At 64.6% G+C, this 15,162-nt stretch carries 15 protein-coding genes; 7 read left to right on the forward strand and 8 right to left on the reverse strand.

The window, feature by feature from the left end:
* Window positions 1–169: 169 nt before the first annotated feature.
* Window positions 170–373 carry a YgaP family membrane protein gene (locus CU669_RS08760; protein WP_112143797.1) on the reverse strand — a complete coding sequence of 68 codons (204 nt, stop codon included), beginning with the start codon at window positions 371–373 and terminating at the stop codon, window positions 170–172.
* 86 nt (window positions 374–459) lie between these two features.
* Between CU669_RS08760 and CU669_RS08765 the strand changes: the two genes are divergently transcribed.
* Window positions 460–1,416, forward strand: coding sequence for an efflux RND transporter periplasmic adaptor subunit (locus tag CU669_RS08765; protein WP_239988619.1), 957 nt, complete (start codon window positions 460–462; stop codon window positions 1,414–1,416).
* Entirely contained in the window at window positions 1,410–4,568 is a 3,159-nt protein-coding gene (locus CU669_RS08770; protein ID WP_112143801.1) for an efflux RND transporter permease subunit, read from the forward strand. Before CU669_RS08765 ends, CU669_RS08770 begins: the two co-directional genes overlap by 7 nt.
* A gap of 222 nt (window positions 4,569–4,790) precedes the next feature.
* Here the strand turns inward: CU669_RS08770 and CU669_RS08775 are convergent, their stop codons facing one another.
* Both CU669_RS08775 and CU669_RS22020 read right to left on the reverse strand, forming a co-directional pair.
* The gene (locus CU669_RS08775) at window positions 4,791–5,009 is read right to left on the reverse strand and encodes a SlyX family protein (RefSeq protein WP_112143803.1); all 219 of its coding nucleotides are present in this window, start codon (window positions 5,007–5,009) and stop codon (window positions 4,791–4,793) included.
* 68 nt (window positions 5,010–5,077) lie between these two features.
* Window positions 5,078–7,135 carry a methyl-accepting chemotaxis protein gene (locus tag CU669_RS22020; protein WP_161539622.1) on the reverse strand — a complete coding sequence of 686 codons (2,058 nt, stop codon included), beginning with the start codon at window positions 7,133–7,135 and terminating at the stop codon, window positions 5,078–5,080.
* A 195-nt stretch (window positions 7,136–7,330) separates the two neighbouring features.
* On the opposite strand from CU669_RS22020, the gene CU669_RS08785 reads away from it, so the two are divergent.
* The 3 genes from CU669_RS08785 to CU669_RS08795 all read left to right on the forward strand — a co-directional run bounded on the left by CU669_RS08785 (window position 7,331) and on the right by CU669_RS08795 (window position 9,881).
* The gene (locus CU669_RS08785; protein WP_146747706.1) at window positions 7,331–7,591 is read left to right on the forward strand and encodes a hypothetical protein; all 261 of its coding nucleotides are present in this window, start codon (window positions 7,331–7,333) and stop codon (window positions 7,589–7,591) included.
* Between the two features lie 73 nt (window positions 7,592–7,664).
* Window positions 7,665–8,576 (forward strand): TIGR02285 family protein, encoded by a 912-nt coding sequence (locus tag CU669_RS08790; RefSeq protein WP_161539623.1) that lies wholly within the window; start codon window positions 7,665–7,667, stop codon window positions 8,574–8,576.
* A 90-nt stretch (window positions 8,577–8,666) separates the two neighbouring features.
* The gene (locus CU669_RS08795) at window positions 8,667–9,881 is read left to right on the forward strand and encodes a sensor domain-containing diguanylate cyclase (RefSeq protein WP_161539624.1); all 1,215 of its coding nucleotides are present in this window, start codon (window positions 8,667–8,669) and stop codon (window positions 9,879–9,881) included.
* A gap of 31 nt (window positions 9,882–9,912) precedes the next feature.
* On the opposite strand, the gene CU669_RS08800 is transcribed toward CU669_RS08795, so the two are convergent.
* Window positions 9,913–10,299 carry a NifB/NifX family molybdenum-iron cluster-binding protein gene (locus CU669_RS08800; protein ID WP_112143813.1) on the reverse strand — a complete coding sequence of 129 codons (387 nt, stop codon included), beginning with the start codon at window positions 10,297–10,299 and terminating at the stop codon, window positions 9,913–9,915.
* 158 nt (window positions 10,300–10,457) lie between these two features.
* On the opposite strand from CU669_RS08800, the gene CU669_RS08805 reads away from it, so the two are divergent.
* Window positions 10,458–11,087 (forward strand): response regulator, encoded by a 630-nt coding sequence (locus CU669_RS08805; protein ID WP_112144090.1) that lies wholly within the window; start codon window positions 10,458–10,460, stop codon window positions 11,085–11,087.
* Between the two features lie 33 nt (window positions 11,088–11,120).
* Here the strand turns inward: CU669_RS08805 and CU669_RS08810 are convergent, their stop codons facing one another.
* Genes CU669_RS08810 through hybE form a run of 3 tightly spaced genes read right to left on the reverse strand, consistent with a single transcriptional unit; the run spans window position 11,121 to window position 12,992 of the window.
* The gene (locus CU669_RS08810; protein ID WP_112143815.1) at window positions 11,121–11,639 is read right to left on the reverse strand and encodes a hypothetical protein; all 519 of its coding nucleotides are present in this window, start codon (window positions 11,637–11,639) and stop codon (window positions 11,121–11,123) included.
* Entirely contained in the window at window positions 11,636–12,460 is an 825-nt protein-coding gene (locus CU669_RS08815) for a formylglycine-generating enzyme family protein (RefSeq protein WP_239988620.1), read from the reverse strand. Before CU669_RS08815 ends, CU669_RS08810 begins: the two co-directional genes overlap by 4 nt.
* Window positions 12,461–12,515: 55 nt before the next feature.
* The gene (hybE, locus tag CU669_RS08820) at window positions 12,516–12,992 is read right to left on the reverse strand and encodes a [NiFe]-hydrogenase assembly chaperone HybE (RefSeq protein ID WP_112143819.1); all 477 of its coding nucleotides are present in this window, start codon (window positions 12,990–12,992) and stop codon (window positions 12,516–12,518) included.
* A gap of 153 nt (window positions 12,993–13,145) precedes the next feature.
* On the opposite strand from hybE, the gene CU669_RS08825 reads away from it, so the two are divergent.
* Window positions 13,146–14,159 (forward strand): class 1 fructose-bisphosphatase, encoded by a 1,014-nt coding sequence (locus CU669_RS08825; RefSeq protein ID WP_112143821.1) that lies wholly within the window; start codon window positions 13,146–13,148, stop codon window positions 14,157–14,159.
* A gap of 57 nt (window positions 14,160–14,216) precedes the next feature.
* On the opposite strand, the gene nudC is transcribed toward CU669_RS08825, so the two are convergent.
* Complete coding sequence (gene nudC, locus CU669_RS08830) at window positions 14,217–15,143, reverse strand: NAD(+) diphosphatase (protein WP_112144092.1); 927 nt, start codon at window positions 15,141–15,143, stop codon at window positions 14,217–14,219.
* Window positions 15,144–15,162: the final 19 nt, after the last annotated feature.

Consider the following 15,162-nt stretch of genomic DNA (forward strand, 5'->3'; position numbering starts at 1 on the left):
TCGCGAGCATTCATACCAAGCCCCGATGAGTCCTGCTCATCGAGCTTCGATAACTGGCCCAAGGCTTCGCCGATAATTTCGAACTTTCTCTCCACCGCCGGAAAAGCCGCACCGGTAGGCACATACAGCCGATGACACGCGCCCCCGGAGCCATCCGGGACACCGACGGTCAGTCGAATGCACAGCCGGGTTTCAATCCAATACGCTTCAAGATGATGGCCAGGGGGCAAAAGCCACTGAAGGACGCCTGAAGAAGGTTCAGGCCGACAAAGCCGGTGAACCACAGCCAATTCAAGCTATGGACCTGGGACAGCCCCAGGCTGAGCAGGATCATGGTTCCGGCGAAAGCCATCACGGTGCGGTCGATGGTCATGGCAAGCTTCCTTCTTGGAAACGGGTCTTGTATAATTAGATAACGCTAATATAATGATCGCCACGCAGCCGTCAAGGTTTACCGCCATGAGATTTGTCGCTCTGTCCCTCGCCATCACCGTCGCCATGCCCGCATGGGCCGACGAGCTTGAGGTTCATCCCCGGCGCATGGAGGACATGAAGGCGGTGGCGGCCACGGTGGAGAGCGTGCACGAGACCACGGCACGGGCGCGTCTGGGCGGTACCGTGGGAAGTCTCGCCACCGACGAGGGGCAGCGAGTCCAGGCGGGGCAGCGTCTCGCCACCATCGCCGATGCCAAGCTGGCGCCCCAGATCGGCGGCGCCGAGGCGCGGATCAAATCCATGGAGGCCGAGCGCGACCTTGCCGCCACCGAATTACAGCGTGCCCGCGACCTGTTCGACAAGGGCGCGGGCACCAAGATGCGGCTGGACGGCGCCGTCACCCGACTGGAGGTGGCGGAACGCGCCGTGGCCGGTGCCCGCTCGGAACGTTCGGTCCTGGCCGAGCGCAGCGGCGAGGGCGCCGTGCTGGCGCCCGCCAATGGCCGAGTCCTCAAGGTTCATGTCACCGAGGGCAGCGTCGTGCTGCCCGGCGACGTCATCGCCACCATCGCGGTGGAGAATTACGCGCTCCGCCTTGCCCTGCCCGAGCGCCACGCCCGCTTCATCAAGGTGGGCGATACCGTGCTGGTGGGCGAGCGCGCCCTGGCCGCGGGCGACACGCCGCCCCGCCCCGGCCTCGTCCGAAAGGTCTATCCCCGCATCGAGAACGGCCGCGTGACCGCCGATGTGGAGGTGGGTGGCCTCGGCGACTTCTTCGTGGGCGAGCGCGTCCCGGTTCATGTGACCACGGGAAGCCGAGCCGCCTTCGTGGTGCCCTCCGCCGCCATTATCCGCCGCTTCGGGCTCGACATGATTCGCCTCAAGGGCGGCGCCGAGGTGGTGGTCCAGACGGGACAGATCGGCGAAGCCGGAGTCGAAATTCTGTCCGGCCTGCGCGACGGCGATGTGGTGACATGGTGAAGGCGGCATCGCTGGGCCTGTCCGGCCACATCGCCAAGGCCTTCATCCGCTCGCCCATGACGCCGCTGCTGTTGCTGGCCTCCCTGGCGCTGGGCCTGATCGCCTTGCTGGCGCTGCCGCGCGAGGAGGAACCGCAGATCAGCGTGCCCATGGTCGATATCATGGTCACCGCCAACGGCCTGAAGGCCGCCGACGCCGCCGAACTGGTGACAAAGCCCCTGGAAGACATCGTCAAGGGCATCGACGCGGTCGAACATGTCTATTCCCAGACCGAGGACGACCGGGTGGTGGTGACTGCCCGCTTCAAGGTCGGCACCTTGGAGGACATCGCCACGCTGCGGGTGCACGAACAAGTGCGCGCCCATCTGGCCGATATTCCGGTGGGCATTCCCGAACCGCTGATCATCGGGCGCGGCATCAACGACGTCGCCATCGTGGTTCTGACTCTGTCGTCCAAGTCCGAGCGGTGGAATGACGCGGCCCTGAGCGAACTGGCCGAGCAATTGCGCCATGAACTGGTCAAGGTCGATGATGTGGGCCTGACCTATCTGTCCGGCGCCAAGCGCAATCAGATTCGCGTGGAACCGGATGCGGAAAAGCTGGCCCTGTACGGCATCACCCTCAACCAACTGGTGGACAAGGTCACCAACGCCAACCGCTCCTTCATGGCCGGATCGGTGCGCGACGCGGGCCGGTCCCTGCCCGTGGCGGGCGGCCAGACCTTGCTGGGCGTTCCCGACATCGGCAATCTGCTGCTCAGTGCTCGTGATGGCCGTCCGGTCTATGTGAAGGATGTCGCCCGGGTCATGGTCGGCGCCGACACCGTCGAGCACCGCTCATGGACCATGACCAAGGGGGACGACGGCAGTCTGACCCGCGCTCCCGCCGTCAGCCTTGCCATCGCCAAGCGGGCGGGCGCCAATGCCGTGGTGGTGGCCGACGAGGTGCTGGAACGCCTGGGCGCGGTCCGCGCCCGGCTGATTCCCGCCGAGGTGGAGGTCGCCGTCACCCGCAATTACGGCGAGACCGCGTCCGACAAGGCCGACGAACTGTTGTTTCATCTGGGGCTCGCCACCTTGTCCATCGTGGCGCTGATCACCTGGGCGCTGGGCTGGCGGGAAGGCGTGGTGGTCGCCGTGGTGGTGCCGACCACCATCCTGCTGACCCTGTTCGCCTCCAAGATCATGGGCTACACCATCAACCGGGTCAGCCTGTTCGCCCTGATCTTCTCCATCGGCATCCTGGTGGACGACGCCATCGTGGTGGTGGAGAACATCGTCCGCCACTGGCGCATGAACAAAGCGGGCGACGCCGCCGACATCGCGGTCGAAGCGGTGGCCGAGGTGGGCAACCCCACCATCGTCGCCACCCTGACCATCGTCGCCGCCCTGCTGCCCATGATGTTCGTTTCCGGCCTGATGGGGCCGTATATGAGTCCCATTCCCGCCAATGCCTCCTCGGCCATGGTGTTCTCGTTCTTCGTCGCCGTCGCCATCACGCCTTGGCTGCTGGTCAAGGTGGCGGGCGGCAGCGCGTCGGCGGGTGGCCATGCGGACTCCTCCAAGCTGGGTGATCTGTATCTGCGCATCGCCCGCCCCTTGCTGGAAGGTCGCGTCAAATCCAAGAAGCTGCTGCTGGGCGTCACCCTGGCGACCCTGGTGGCCGTGGCGTTCTTTCCGCTGAAGCTGGTGACGGTGAAGCTGCTGCCCTTCGACAACAAGTCCGAGCTTCAGGTGGTGGTCGATCTGCCGGAAGGCTCGTCGCTGGAAGAGACCGAGCGGGTTCTGATGGACGCCGCCACCCGGCTCAGGGATCTGCCCGAACTGGCCTCGGTGCAGGCCTATGCCGGGACCGCGTCGCCCTTCAACTTCAACGGCCTTGTCCGCCATTCCTATCTGCGCCAATCGCCGGAATTGGGCGATCTTCAGGTCAATCTGGCGTCGCGCCATGACCGCAAGCGGGCCAGCCACGCCATCGCGCTGGACCTCCGCCACCGCCTGGAGGGCCTGTCCGCGCCATCGGGCACCGCCGTCAAGGTGGTGGAGGTGCCGCCCGGCCCGCCGGTGCTTGCCACCCTGCTGGCCGAGGTCTATGGCCCCGACGATGCCAGCCGCCGCGCCGCCGCCGCCAAGGTGCGCCAAGCCTTCCAGGCGGTGGATTTCATCGTCGATCTGGACGACAGCCTGGGCGCGCCGCGCCAAAGACTCCGCGTCGCCATCGACCAGGAAAAGCTGGAATTCCATGGCGTCGAGCAACAGGCGGTCTACGACACCATTTCCGCCTTGATGGGGGGAGTCAAGGTCGGGTATTCCCATCGCGGCGGCGGGGCCGCCCCCATCCCCATCGTCATCGCCCTGGCCAAGGCCGACAAGCATCCCGGCGAATTGCTGGCCAATACACCGGTCCCCAGCCGCAAGGGCACGGTGGAACTGGGCGACGTGGTGAGCGTCAGCTACGAGCCCGCTTCGCCGTCCCTGTTCCGCCGCGACGGCCGCTTCGCCGAAATGGTCACCGCCGAATTGGCGGGACGTTACGAAGCCCCCATCTACGGCATGTTCGCGGTCAACGACCACCTCGGCGACATGCCGATCGGCTATCACGGCCAGCCCAAGGACGAGTCCAGGCCCACCGTTCTGTGGGACGGCGAATGGGAGATCACCTATGTGACCTTCCGCGACATGGGGGCCGCCTTCGGCGTCGCCATCCTGGGCATCTACCTGCTGGTGGTGGCGCAGTTCGGCTCGTTCCGTCTGCCGCTGGTGATCCTGGTGCCGGTGCCCTTGACCCTGATCGGCATCGTGCTCGGCCATCTGCTGTTCGGCGCCCCGTTCACCGCCACCTCCATGATCGGCTTCATCGCCCTGGCCGGCATCATCGTGCGCAATTCCATCTTGCTGGTGGATTTCATCCGGCATCGACAGGCGGAGGGCGCGCCGTTGCGCCAAGCCTTGCTGGAGTCCGGTGCCACGCGGGTCAAGCCCATCGTGCTGACGGCGGCGGCGGCCATGATCGGCGCCATGTTCATCCTGACCGATCCGATATTCCAGGGCTTGGCGCTGTCGCTGGTCTTCGGTCTGATGTCGTCGACCCTGCTGACCCTGCTGGTGATCCCGGCGCTGTATGTCTGGCTGCGCGACGACGGGCAGGTTTAGGGCCAATCGACATTCAAGCGGATAGAAGGGACATGGGCCACAGATGCACACAGATTCCCGCTGCGCGGGACACAAATAAGGAAATACCTCAATTCATCTGTGGCTAAAATTCCTGCCGGACCGACGTTCCGGCTCGATTTCAGCCGAATTCCCTCAATGTCGATCGGCCCTATCGGCCTGCCCACGGGCGCAACGCGCCCGGCGACAGAGGGACTGAAAATATCAATAATGCGGCGGCGGCTGGTCGTCGTGGGGCGAGCGTTCGGCGACGGCGGCCTCGGCCAGCCGGTCGCGCAGGCGATGGATCTGGGCGGTCAGGACATCGATGCTGCGCGCCTGTTCGACCACCATGTCGGACAGGTCTTCCGCCATGCGCTCGAAATGAGCCATGCGGGTCTCCAGGGCGATCAGCCGGTCTTCGTTGGTATCATCGCGGGTCATGAAGCGTCCGTCACTGGGAGAGGCGGAAGCCGCACCATCGTCCCTCCACCCGCCAAAGGCAAGACCCGTCAGAGCTGATAGCCCAGACGCAGCCCGCCCCAGTGTCGGCCTCGTACCGTGATGGGCACCGAGGCGTCCTTGAGCAGAACGACACGCCCGCCGCCCATGTCGCGGATATAGGTTTGCAGCAGGTGCTCCTTGGTGTGGGTGACGCCGTTCAGTTCGGCCCGGTTGTTGAAGATCCGGCGATTGCGGCAATTGGCGGCGTTCCATATTGGGTCCGGCCCCTGCGGCTTCGAGCTATGCACCTGATGGGCCGAGACGTAACCGTCCATGTTGATGGCGAGGCCGAACACCACCTTGGGATCGGCCTTGATGATCTCTTCTTGAATGGGCGGCAGCACCCGGTCGGCCATGTCCAGGAAGCGCGTGGTGAATTGCTGCGGATTGGTGTTGGCGATGGGCTGGTAATCGCGGTCGAACAGATCCTCCATGGTGACGGTGCCCTTGGCCAGTTCCGCCTCGAACGCCTGTTCCACCTTGCGGGCGTTGGTTTTGGCCAGCTTGATGAAGAATTGGTCGACCGCCTGATGACCGAACAGGAATTCGCCCAGCCGGGCCTTGGTGGTGCTGTCGAGGATGAATTCCACCACGGCCCCGTCCGCCCGCACCTCGACGACCCGCGCCTTGAGGGCACCGAATTCCTCGACGGTCAATTCCAGTTCGGTTCCCACTTCCGCCGCAGGCCCGACCAGGCGGGCGGTCTCAACCTCCATGTCCTCGAACCGGCAAGGCTCGTCGCGCCCCGCCCGGCGCACCGCCCCCGCCAAAGGCTTGCCCGCATGGCCCGCGCCCTGCTGGTTGGAGCCCACCGTATGGACCAGAATGCCGCTGAGTCGGGTCTCCATTGTGCCGAGATGCTTCGAGACCTCGGTGGCACCGCTCTCCACCAGACTGGCGAGGGCGTCCACATTGGCCACCTCGGACGAGATGCTGGCGGCATCCTGGGACACCCGCTGAGCCTGCTGGGCCGCGTTCTGGGCGTTGGAGCTGATCTCGCGGGTGGAGGCTTCCTGTTCCTCCACCGCGGCCGCGACGGCGGTGGCCACGTTGTTGACCTCGTCGATGGTGCGCCCCACCGCCTCGATGGCGTTGACGCCGTTCTCGGTGGCCGATCGAATGCTTTGGACCTGCTCGGCGATGGTGCTGACCGCCTTGGCGGTTTGCCCGGCCAGGGTCTTGACCTCGCTGGCCACCACGGCGAAGCCCTTTCCGGCATCGCCCGCCCGCGCCGCCTCGATGGTGGCGTTGAGCGCCAGCAGATTGGTCTGGCCGGCGATGGCGTCGATCATCTGCAGGACTTCGACGATACTGGTCGAGACCTCGGCCAGCTGGCGCATGGTGGCGTCCGCCTCGTCGGCCTTTGCCACGGCGTCGCGGGTGATGGCGATGGTCCGCGCCATCTGCGAGGCGATCTCGCGGCTGGCCGATGCCAGTTCGTCGGTAGCGGCGGCGACGGCGTTGACATTGACCTGGGTCTCCGACGATGCCGCCGTCAGGGTCTGGTACAGCCCTTCCATGCGGCGGATGGCCTGGGCCGCCTCGCCGGTGGAGCGGGTCATGGCCTCGGCCTGGACCATCACCTGCTTGATGGTTCCCTCGACCTCGCCTTCCAGGGCGTCGGCCAGCGAGAGCAGCTCACGCTTCTTACTGATGTCGTCTTCCTTTTCCGCCTTCAGTGCCGCCACGCCGGAGAGTTCGACCACATGGCGCTTGAAGACATCCAGGGCACGGGCCAATTCGCCGGTTTCGTCCTTCCGCTCGCGATAGGGAATATCCACTCCCAATTCGCCGCGGGCCAGGGTGGCGGTCACATCGATGACGTGGCGGATGGGCGGAATGGTGGTGAGGATCAGCCAAAACACCACGACGCTGCCGATGGCGATGCCCACCAGCCCCAGGGCGACGGCCCAGCCGAGGGAGTCGGGCTTTCGCGCTGACAATTCCGTCAGATAAAGGACGAAAAACGCCCAGGCCAGGGCGATGGGCGGCAGGAAGGAAAGCGAAATCCTGAGGCCGAGGCCCCGGAGAAATATGGTGAACAGGCCCGAGACAGTGCTGCCCATGACGCCTTCCCCCCCGTGGCCTTTCGGCCGCTGAACGCCCATCCATCCCGCCTAAAACCGTGATCGTTCGACCAGCGTTTGTCTAGGTAATTCCGGGAGGAGGCGTTGGAGGTGCGGGTCAAATCACCCAAGAAGAAATCGAGCACAGAACCGAGAAACTTTCTTTCCGTCGAGATGATGGTTTGAGGAAGCCCCATGCCTGCTGGGGCGGATGGGGAAAACAGCCATTGCAGGCGACGCATGCGCCGATGGTGGGCGTATTTCACAAGCACGGCGTTCAAGATCAATGCCGTCTTGCTGTTGCCCGGCACCAGCGGCGACCGTAACGCCATGAATGATCTGATTGGTTCTGGGAATGCGTTCGATCCGGCCAAGCACTTCATCATCACGCCGGATCCGCTAAAAACACCTTCATCCGCGACGGCATTGCGGGATTTCAAAGCGGGATTCTGTTAGTCTATGGCACGTCTCGATCACCGGAAGGTCATGGGGATACGGTATGGCTGGATCGAAAGGCCATGGAGGGGATATGGCGATAGGATGGCGCTCGATTGATCTGCGGAGAGGCCTGTTTCGGCTGGCCGTGATGGCGGCTGGACTCAGCACGTCGGGTGCCGCCGCCCTGGCCGAGGACAATGCGGTGACCTGGCTGCTGCCGGACTATCCCCCGGTGACCATCTCCCATGGACCGCGCCAGGGAACCGGCTATGCTGACATCTTTCTGCGTTACCTCACCGAGCAGACCCCCGAATACGCCCATCACCGGGAATCCTCTAGCATGTCGCGGGTGTTCGGCTTGATGCAGCAGGGGCAGCCCGTCTGCCATCCCAGTCTTCTCAAAACGCCCGAGCGCGAGGTCTTCGTCGATTTCAGCGGTCCGGTGGAGTTTGTGCTGCCCCACCATATCGTCGTGCGGAGCGACCGGATCGGCCGTTTCGATGCCTACCGGAACACCGAGGGCACCGTGGATGTGGGGCGTCTGATGAAAGACCTCGGTCTGGTGACCACCTATCAGGAAAAGCGCGGTTATCCGCCCGTGGTTTCGGCGGCGCTGAAGGCCAGCGCCGGGCAGAAGAACGTCATCGAGACCAGCGCCGACGACGAAGGCCCATTCCGGCAATTGGCGGCGGGATGGGTTGACTACATCATCGCGTATCCGGACGAGGTCAACTGGTTCGCTGAACTGTTGCGGCAGGCCGATACGGTGCGGTTCGAATATCTTCCCATCGCGGGATTGGCCGAATATACCATCGGCCATGTGGGCTGCACCAAGGGGGCTTGGGGCAAGAAGATCGTCGAACGGGTCGATGAAATCGTCGCCAAGGCGGGGACGCGCCCGGTCTGGGTCGATGCGGAAGCCCGTCTGCTGGACGCCGCCGCCGCCAAACGGTTCGAGGATGTTTTCGCCCGGAATTCGCCGTTCCGTCCGCGCCCAAGGTAAGCGCTCATGTCCAGTCGTCGATCATGGGATCGATACCGCGAGAATCGGTTTCGCTGGCTTTCCGGCATGACAGGGGGCTTGGCCCGGCGAATGCTGGTCTGGATTCTCGCCATCAGCGCGGTCATGGCGGTGATGGCGACTTCGGTGCAATTGTTTTTCGATTACCGCCGCGACCTGTCCGACCTGGAGCAGGCCATGCGGTATATCGAGGAGAACCAGTTGCCGGGTCTCGCCGACGCGGCCTGGAATTTCAATGCCGCCGGATTGCGGGTCCAACTTGACGGAATCGGCCATTCACCATGGGTGGCCGGCGCCATGGTCCGGTACGGCCCAAATCAATCGGCGGAACTGACCACCGGCGTCATTGACCCGGGGGGAGAGCGGGCGGTCGAGTTCCCCTTGCGGCGCGATGTGGGGGGCAAGGTCGTGGTGGTTGGCGGCATTACCATCTCGCCCAACATGCGGGATCTTTACGGTCGCACCGTCAACCGCATCGCGGTGGTCTTGGCGACCCAGGCGGTGAAGTCTCTGGTGATTTCCATCAGCATCCTGTTGCTGACTTCGGGGATGATCACCCGCCACATGACCCAGATGGCCGAGTTCACCAAATCGTTCGAGCCGGGCAAGGATTTCACGCCGTTTACGCTGCGCCGTGGCCCGCATCCTCCCCAGGATGAGCTGACGGTTTTGGCCGACGGTCTCAACGACGCCTATCGGCGGCTCTTTACGGCGCATGAATTCGAAGTCCGTCACAATGAAAGGCTGAGCGAGGAGGTCGCCCTTCGCACCCAGGAACTCCATCAGGCGCACCAGGCCCTGGCAAAGATCGCGGTCACCGACAAGTTGACGGGCTTGCTGAATCGCTTGGGGCTAGAGGATGCCTTCGCGGCTGAACTGGCCCAGGCCGAGCGCCAGGGCAAGCCGCTGGCGGTGATCTTGACCGATGTGGACAAATTCAAGCAGGTCAATGACCGCCATGGTCATCAGGTCGGGGACTCGGTTCTGCGGGACTTCGCAGCGATTCTGGTTCGCGAGGGCCGATCCGCCGATTTCGTCGGCCGCTGGGGCGGCGAGGAATTCATCATTCTGTGTCCCGACACGGACGAAGAGCGGGCGGCCCTGGTGGCCGAGCGCATGCGGGCCAGCGTCGCAGCGCATGTGTTTCCCGTCGTTGGAACCACGACCAGCAGCTTCGGCGTGGCGGCTTTCCGCCTGGGCGATACCGAGGCCTCCCTGGTGAAGCGGGCGGATGACGCCCTTTACCGGGCCAAGGAATCCGGCCGGAACCGGGTTGCACGGGGCTAACGCAAAACGTCTTCGATATGAGACAGGCCGTCTAATGCTTCGAGAACAGGTCCAGCGTCTTGCAGATCAGCGCGCCGATGGGCCGGGGCTTCGGCGCCGCCAGACACTGGGCGAGATAGTCCGCAGCCGCCTTTGCCGGATTGGTCTCGGCGGTTTGCGCCACCTCGACGCCGCGCTTGGCCATATGCTTGACGAAGCCGTCGCCCGCCGAAATGGCAATCACCGCGACGATTCCGTCCAGGGGGTGCGGCCCCTTGTCGTCGAAATGGTGAAAGACCTGCTCGGCTTCAAGCTCCACCCGAGCGGGCGCGGGCGCGATTGCGGCGCCATCGGCCTCGAAGACCAGCCATTTCCGGGCGCGGCCGGCATGGCCGGTCACCTTTCGGAAATCGTTGGAGACGGCGACTGCGATTTTCATGGGGCACGGTTCCGTTTGGCCGAGAAGTGTGAACTGCATCATAGACCGCCGAAGGCGTTTGCGGCAGTAACTTGCGCATTGGGGAAAATTTTCGTCAAATTTGACGGATGGAATACGCGTCAAGGCGCATGGATTCCGGTGGGCGGAGGAGATTGACGGTGACGGTGCGAATCGTGATTGCGGAGGACCAAGAATTGGTCCGCCAGGGGTTGGTGGCGTTGCTGGCCACGGATGATGTCTGCGTTGTCGGGCAGGCGGAGAACGGCAAGGGCGCCGTCGCCATGGCCCAAACCCTGCTGCCGGACGTGGTGCTGATGGATTTGTCCATGCCGGAGCTTGACGGGGTCGAAGCGACGCGCCGCATCAAGAAGCAGACGCCACAGGTCAAGGTGCTGGTGCTCACCATCGCCAATTGCGAACGTCGGGTCGCCGAGGCTTTGGCCGCCGGGGCCGATGGCTACGCGCTGAAAAAGCTTGGTCACGGCGAACTCATGACCGCCGTGACGGCGGTGTGTTCGGGCAAGACCTATCTGGGGCCGGGCCTGTCGGCCGATCTGGTCAAGGAATATCTGGAAGGCGCCGATGCGGGTGGCGGATCGCTCACCGCCCGCGAACGCCAGGTGTTGCGGCTGATCGCCCAGGGTCAAAAGAATCGCGAGATCGCCGATGAGCTGGGCATCGCCATCAAGACGGTGGAGACCCACCGGACCAAGATCATGCAGAAGCTGGACCTGCACAATTCCGCCGAACTGGCGGCCTATGCCATCCGGCGCGGCCTGATCGAATAGGAGTGCGGGGAGCGCAGGCGTCCCGCCCGCAAATTATCCGGCGGGCGGCACGCCCGCGCTCCACAGGTCGACGATCCGTTGGCGCAGCCGGGACATGGCCCGGCGCGCCATCCGCCACATGACCCAGCTTTCCAGCTTGGCATGCGCCCAGGTCTTGGCCCGTGTCAGGGCGTCGTGAAGCTTGACGAACCACCCCACCGTCATGAGCGCGGGCCGGCACAGGGTGTAGAGGCGGGCGAACAGCGCGGTTCCCGTCAGCTTCGCCGTCAGTAGGACCAAGACTCCCCAGACCACATGGCCGTGGGCCATGGCCCAGATGGCGGTCAGCTTGAACGGCAACATCAGGGCGCCCGGCACCACGAACAGGGCGGCGGCCCACAGCGGCGGCAGGGCGGCGATATGGGCCTCCAGCCGGGCCACCAGCGGCAGGCGGCCGATCCGGGCCATCAGCGCCTTCAGCTCTCGCCACAGATACTCTTCCAGCAGCATCAGGGCGACGGCGAAGGGCACCAACACGATGGTCCACAGGCGGCGCGGCTTCTTTTCGATCATGGCAACTCGCAGAGAACCCTAAGGCCGATGTTATAACTGGCCGTCCTGGCGTCGTTCTTGGCGCGGGCGGCGGCGCGCGACATGGGAGAGAAATAGTACCACGAGCCGCCCTTGACCACCTTGTCGCCGCAACTGGCCGGGGCGGCGGCGGTGGAATGGTCGGGCGTCCAGCAGTCCGCCGTCCATTCCCACACATTGCCGTTCATCTCGTGCAGACCCCAGGGATTGGGAGGCAGGCTTCCCACCGGCTTGGTGCCGTAGGGGTGGTCCTTGTCCCCCAGGCAATCGCGGCAATTGGCCTTGCCGTTGCCCGGCGCGTCGCCCCACCAAAAGGCGGTGCGGGTGCCGGCGCGGGCGGCGTATTCCCATTCCGCCTCCGAGGGCAGGCGGCAGACGAGGCCGGATCGCTTGGCCACCCAGTCCGTGTAGGCATTGGCGTCGGCCCAGCCGATATTGATCACCGGCCGCGCGCCGCGTCCCCAGCCGTGGTCGTCCTGGCCGCCGGGACAGGCCTTGTCATCGACGCAGGCCTGCCACTGGTCGAAGCTGACCTCGGTGCGACCCAGGGCGAAGCGGCGGGAAATGGTGACCGCCACTTCCGGTTTCTCGTTGGCGATATGGGATTTGGCGTCGCCCATGACAAACTGCCCGTCCGGCACCACCACCATGGGCGGACAGACGGGGCAGGGGACATACTCCTCGGCCGCCTGGGCGGGGAAGGCGTGGAGGAGGAAGATGGCGATGATTCCAAAAACAAGATCGTCATTCCCGCGAAAACGGGAATCCATGTGGACGCCAGCAGGTCTTCTACTGGTTCGCATCACTTGCTCCAACCATGGATCCCCGCTTTCGCGGGGATGACGATGCATGCCGTGATCATGCCCCCTTGTTGACGCCCCAGCCGAACCCGCACTCGGAGTCCGGTTGCTGGCCGGGTTCCAGGAAGTAAGGCCCGACGGCGGCCCAGGCGGCGGTGGAGGCGGACGGATGATCGGCGAACTGGCCCATGGGCGAGATGATGGAGTTGGACAGATAAAGGCCCAGTTCCTCGCCATCGCCCACCAGGAAGATGACCTCGCCCTTGGGCATGGCGATCCGGCGGCGCGAGCCCACCGCGACACCGTCCAGGCTGGTGGCGGGATCATCGGAGGGCAGCAGCAGGAAATTCATGAACCACGGTGTCACCAGGACTCCCGCCAGCCAACCTTCCCAGCGGCGAAAGCCAACCGCCTCGACCTGCAAATCGGGATTGTAGAGCCCCAGATCCTTCATCCGCTCCTCGCCGATGGACCGGAACACGGCGACCAAGTGGTGAATGCGGGCTTCATCGGCGGCGGACAGAGGGGACGTCATCCTGATCTCCTGTTGGTGTCGGGACGGAATGCTAGTGGCAAGGCCGCCGGGGTGCAATGCGCGTGACGCATTGCATTCCACCGGGTGGATCGGCTAACACTGATCCACACCAAATGAACGGGGAAAACCCCGCTGATCGAGGAGAGGAACGTCATGCCCTATACGCGCATCACCATGACCCATTTTTTGCTCGAGGAGCAGCGGCGCCTGGGTGGGTCGGGTTCGTTCACCGCCTTGATGACCGACATCATCTTTGCCTGCAAGATGATCGCCCATGAAGTCAATCGCGGCGCGCTGGCGGGCAATCACGGTCTCGCCGGTTCGGAAAATGTCCAAGGCGAGGACCAGAAGAAGCTGGACGTGCTGGCCAACGACATCTTCATGCATATGAATGCCCTGGGTGGCAATTACGCCGGAATGGCGTCGGAGGAATTGGAAGATATTCATCCCGTCACCGGCGCCGCCGACGGCAAGTATCTGCTGCTGTTCGACCCATTGGACGGGTCCAGCAATATCGACGTCAACATCTCTGTCGGCAGCATCTTTTCCATCTTGAAGCTGCCCCCGGGCGCCAGCACCATCGCCGAGGCCGCCTTCCTGCGCAAAGGCGTCGAACAGGTGGCCGCCGGTTACGCGCTCTATGGTTCGTCGACCATGATGGTCCTGACCACCGGCAACGGCGTCAACGGCTTCACCCTGGACAACAATGTCGGCATGTTCATGCTGACCCATCCCAACATGACCATTCCCGCCGATACCAATGAATTCGCCATCAACGCTTCGCGCGCCCGCTTCTGGGAAGCGCCGGTGAAGCGCTATATCGATGAATGCCAAGCGGGCAAGGAAGGCCCCCTGGGCAAGGATTTCAACATGCGCTGGGTCGCCTCCATGGTGGCCGAGGTGCATCGCATCCTGGTGCGCGGCGGCATCTTCATGTATCCCGCCGATTCCGAGAACATCAAGAAGGGCGGCAAGCTGCGCCTGATGTACGAAGCCAATCCCATGGCCTTCATCATCGAGCAAGCGGGTGGCGCCGCCACCACCGGCCGTGGCCGCATCATGGAGGTGCAGCCCGCCAATCTGCATCAGCGGGTGCCGGTGATCCTGGGCTCCAGGAACGAGGTGGAACGCGTCTCCGCCTATCACGCGGAGCATGACGGGAAGTAAGGCATGCGGCCGGGACGGCCGCGCTCCCAATGTGGAGCGCGGGCATCCCGGCCGCACTTATCCGCCCAGCCAGTCCTCGATCAGCGCCCTGGAAATGGAGTCCCGGCTGGGCAGGAACAGCCCGTCGGGACTCGGCGCCTCGCGTTCGCCGAATTGCCTTATCTGCTGGCGGGTGAACCAGCGGACATCCTCGATTTCGTGCAGATCGGGATGGGGCTCGCAATGGGGGGCCTCGGCGTGGAAGCCCACCATCAGCGAAGAGGGAAACGGCCAGGGCTGGCTGGCGAAATACCGCGCCGAGCTGATTCGAACCCCGGCCTCTTCCCAGACCTCGCGCCCGACCGCTTCTTCCAGCGATTCACCCGGCTCGACGAAACCGGCGAGGCATGAATACATGCCGGGCGCCCAGACCGGCTGGCGGCCCAGCAGGGCGCGGCCGTCGGGGTCGGTGACCAGCATGATGATGGCGGGGTCGGTGCGCGGAAAATGCAGGGCGGCACAAGCCTCGTCGGTGCATTTGGCCGAATGGCCGCCATCGGCGATGCTCAGGCGCGTTCCGCAGACGCTGCAAAACCGCGTCTTCTCGCGCCAGATCAGCATTCCCCGCGCATAGGCCAGCAGAGCGGCGTCGGCGGCGGGCAGCAGCCCCCCGACGGAACGCAGCAAGACCCAGCGGCCCTCCACCGTCAGGCGCGGGCCATCCTCGTCGCCATCCAGGGCGGACAGATCGGAGGCCAGCACCGGACTGTCGCCGTCCAGGCCCAGCAGCAGCAGCGGCGCATCCAACTCCAGCAATTGCTCGATCAGGGGCGTGCCGCCGCTCAGGGCGGCGACGGGCGGATTGCCGCGGATCAACTGGCGGCCGCGCCAATACAGGCTGAAACGGGCGTCGGGCAGACGCGCCAGCGCGCCCAGGTCGGCGTGGCGGCGCAGGCCATGGGCGCGATCAAGCGGCAGGCCGCTATAGAGAATGGGCGTGTTCATGGCGAACCATCGCATAGGG

Source organism: Paramagnetospirillum kuznetsovii, assembly GCF_003284725.1.
Lineage (GTDB): Bacteria > Pseudomonadota > Alphaproteobacteria > Rhodospirillales > Magnetospirillaceae > Phaeospirillum > Phaeospirillum kuznetsovii.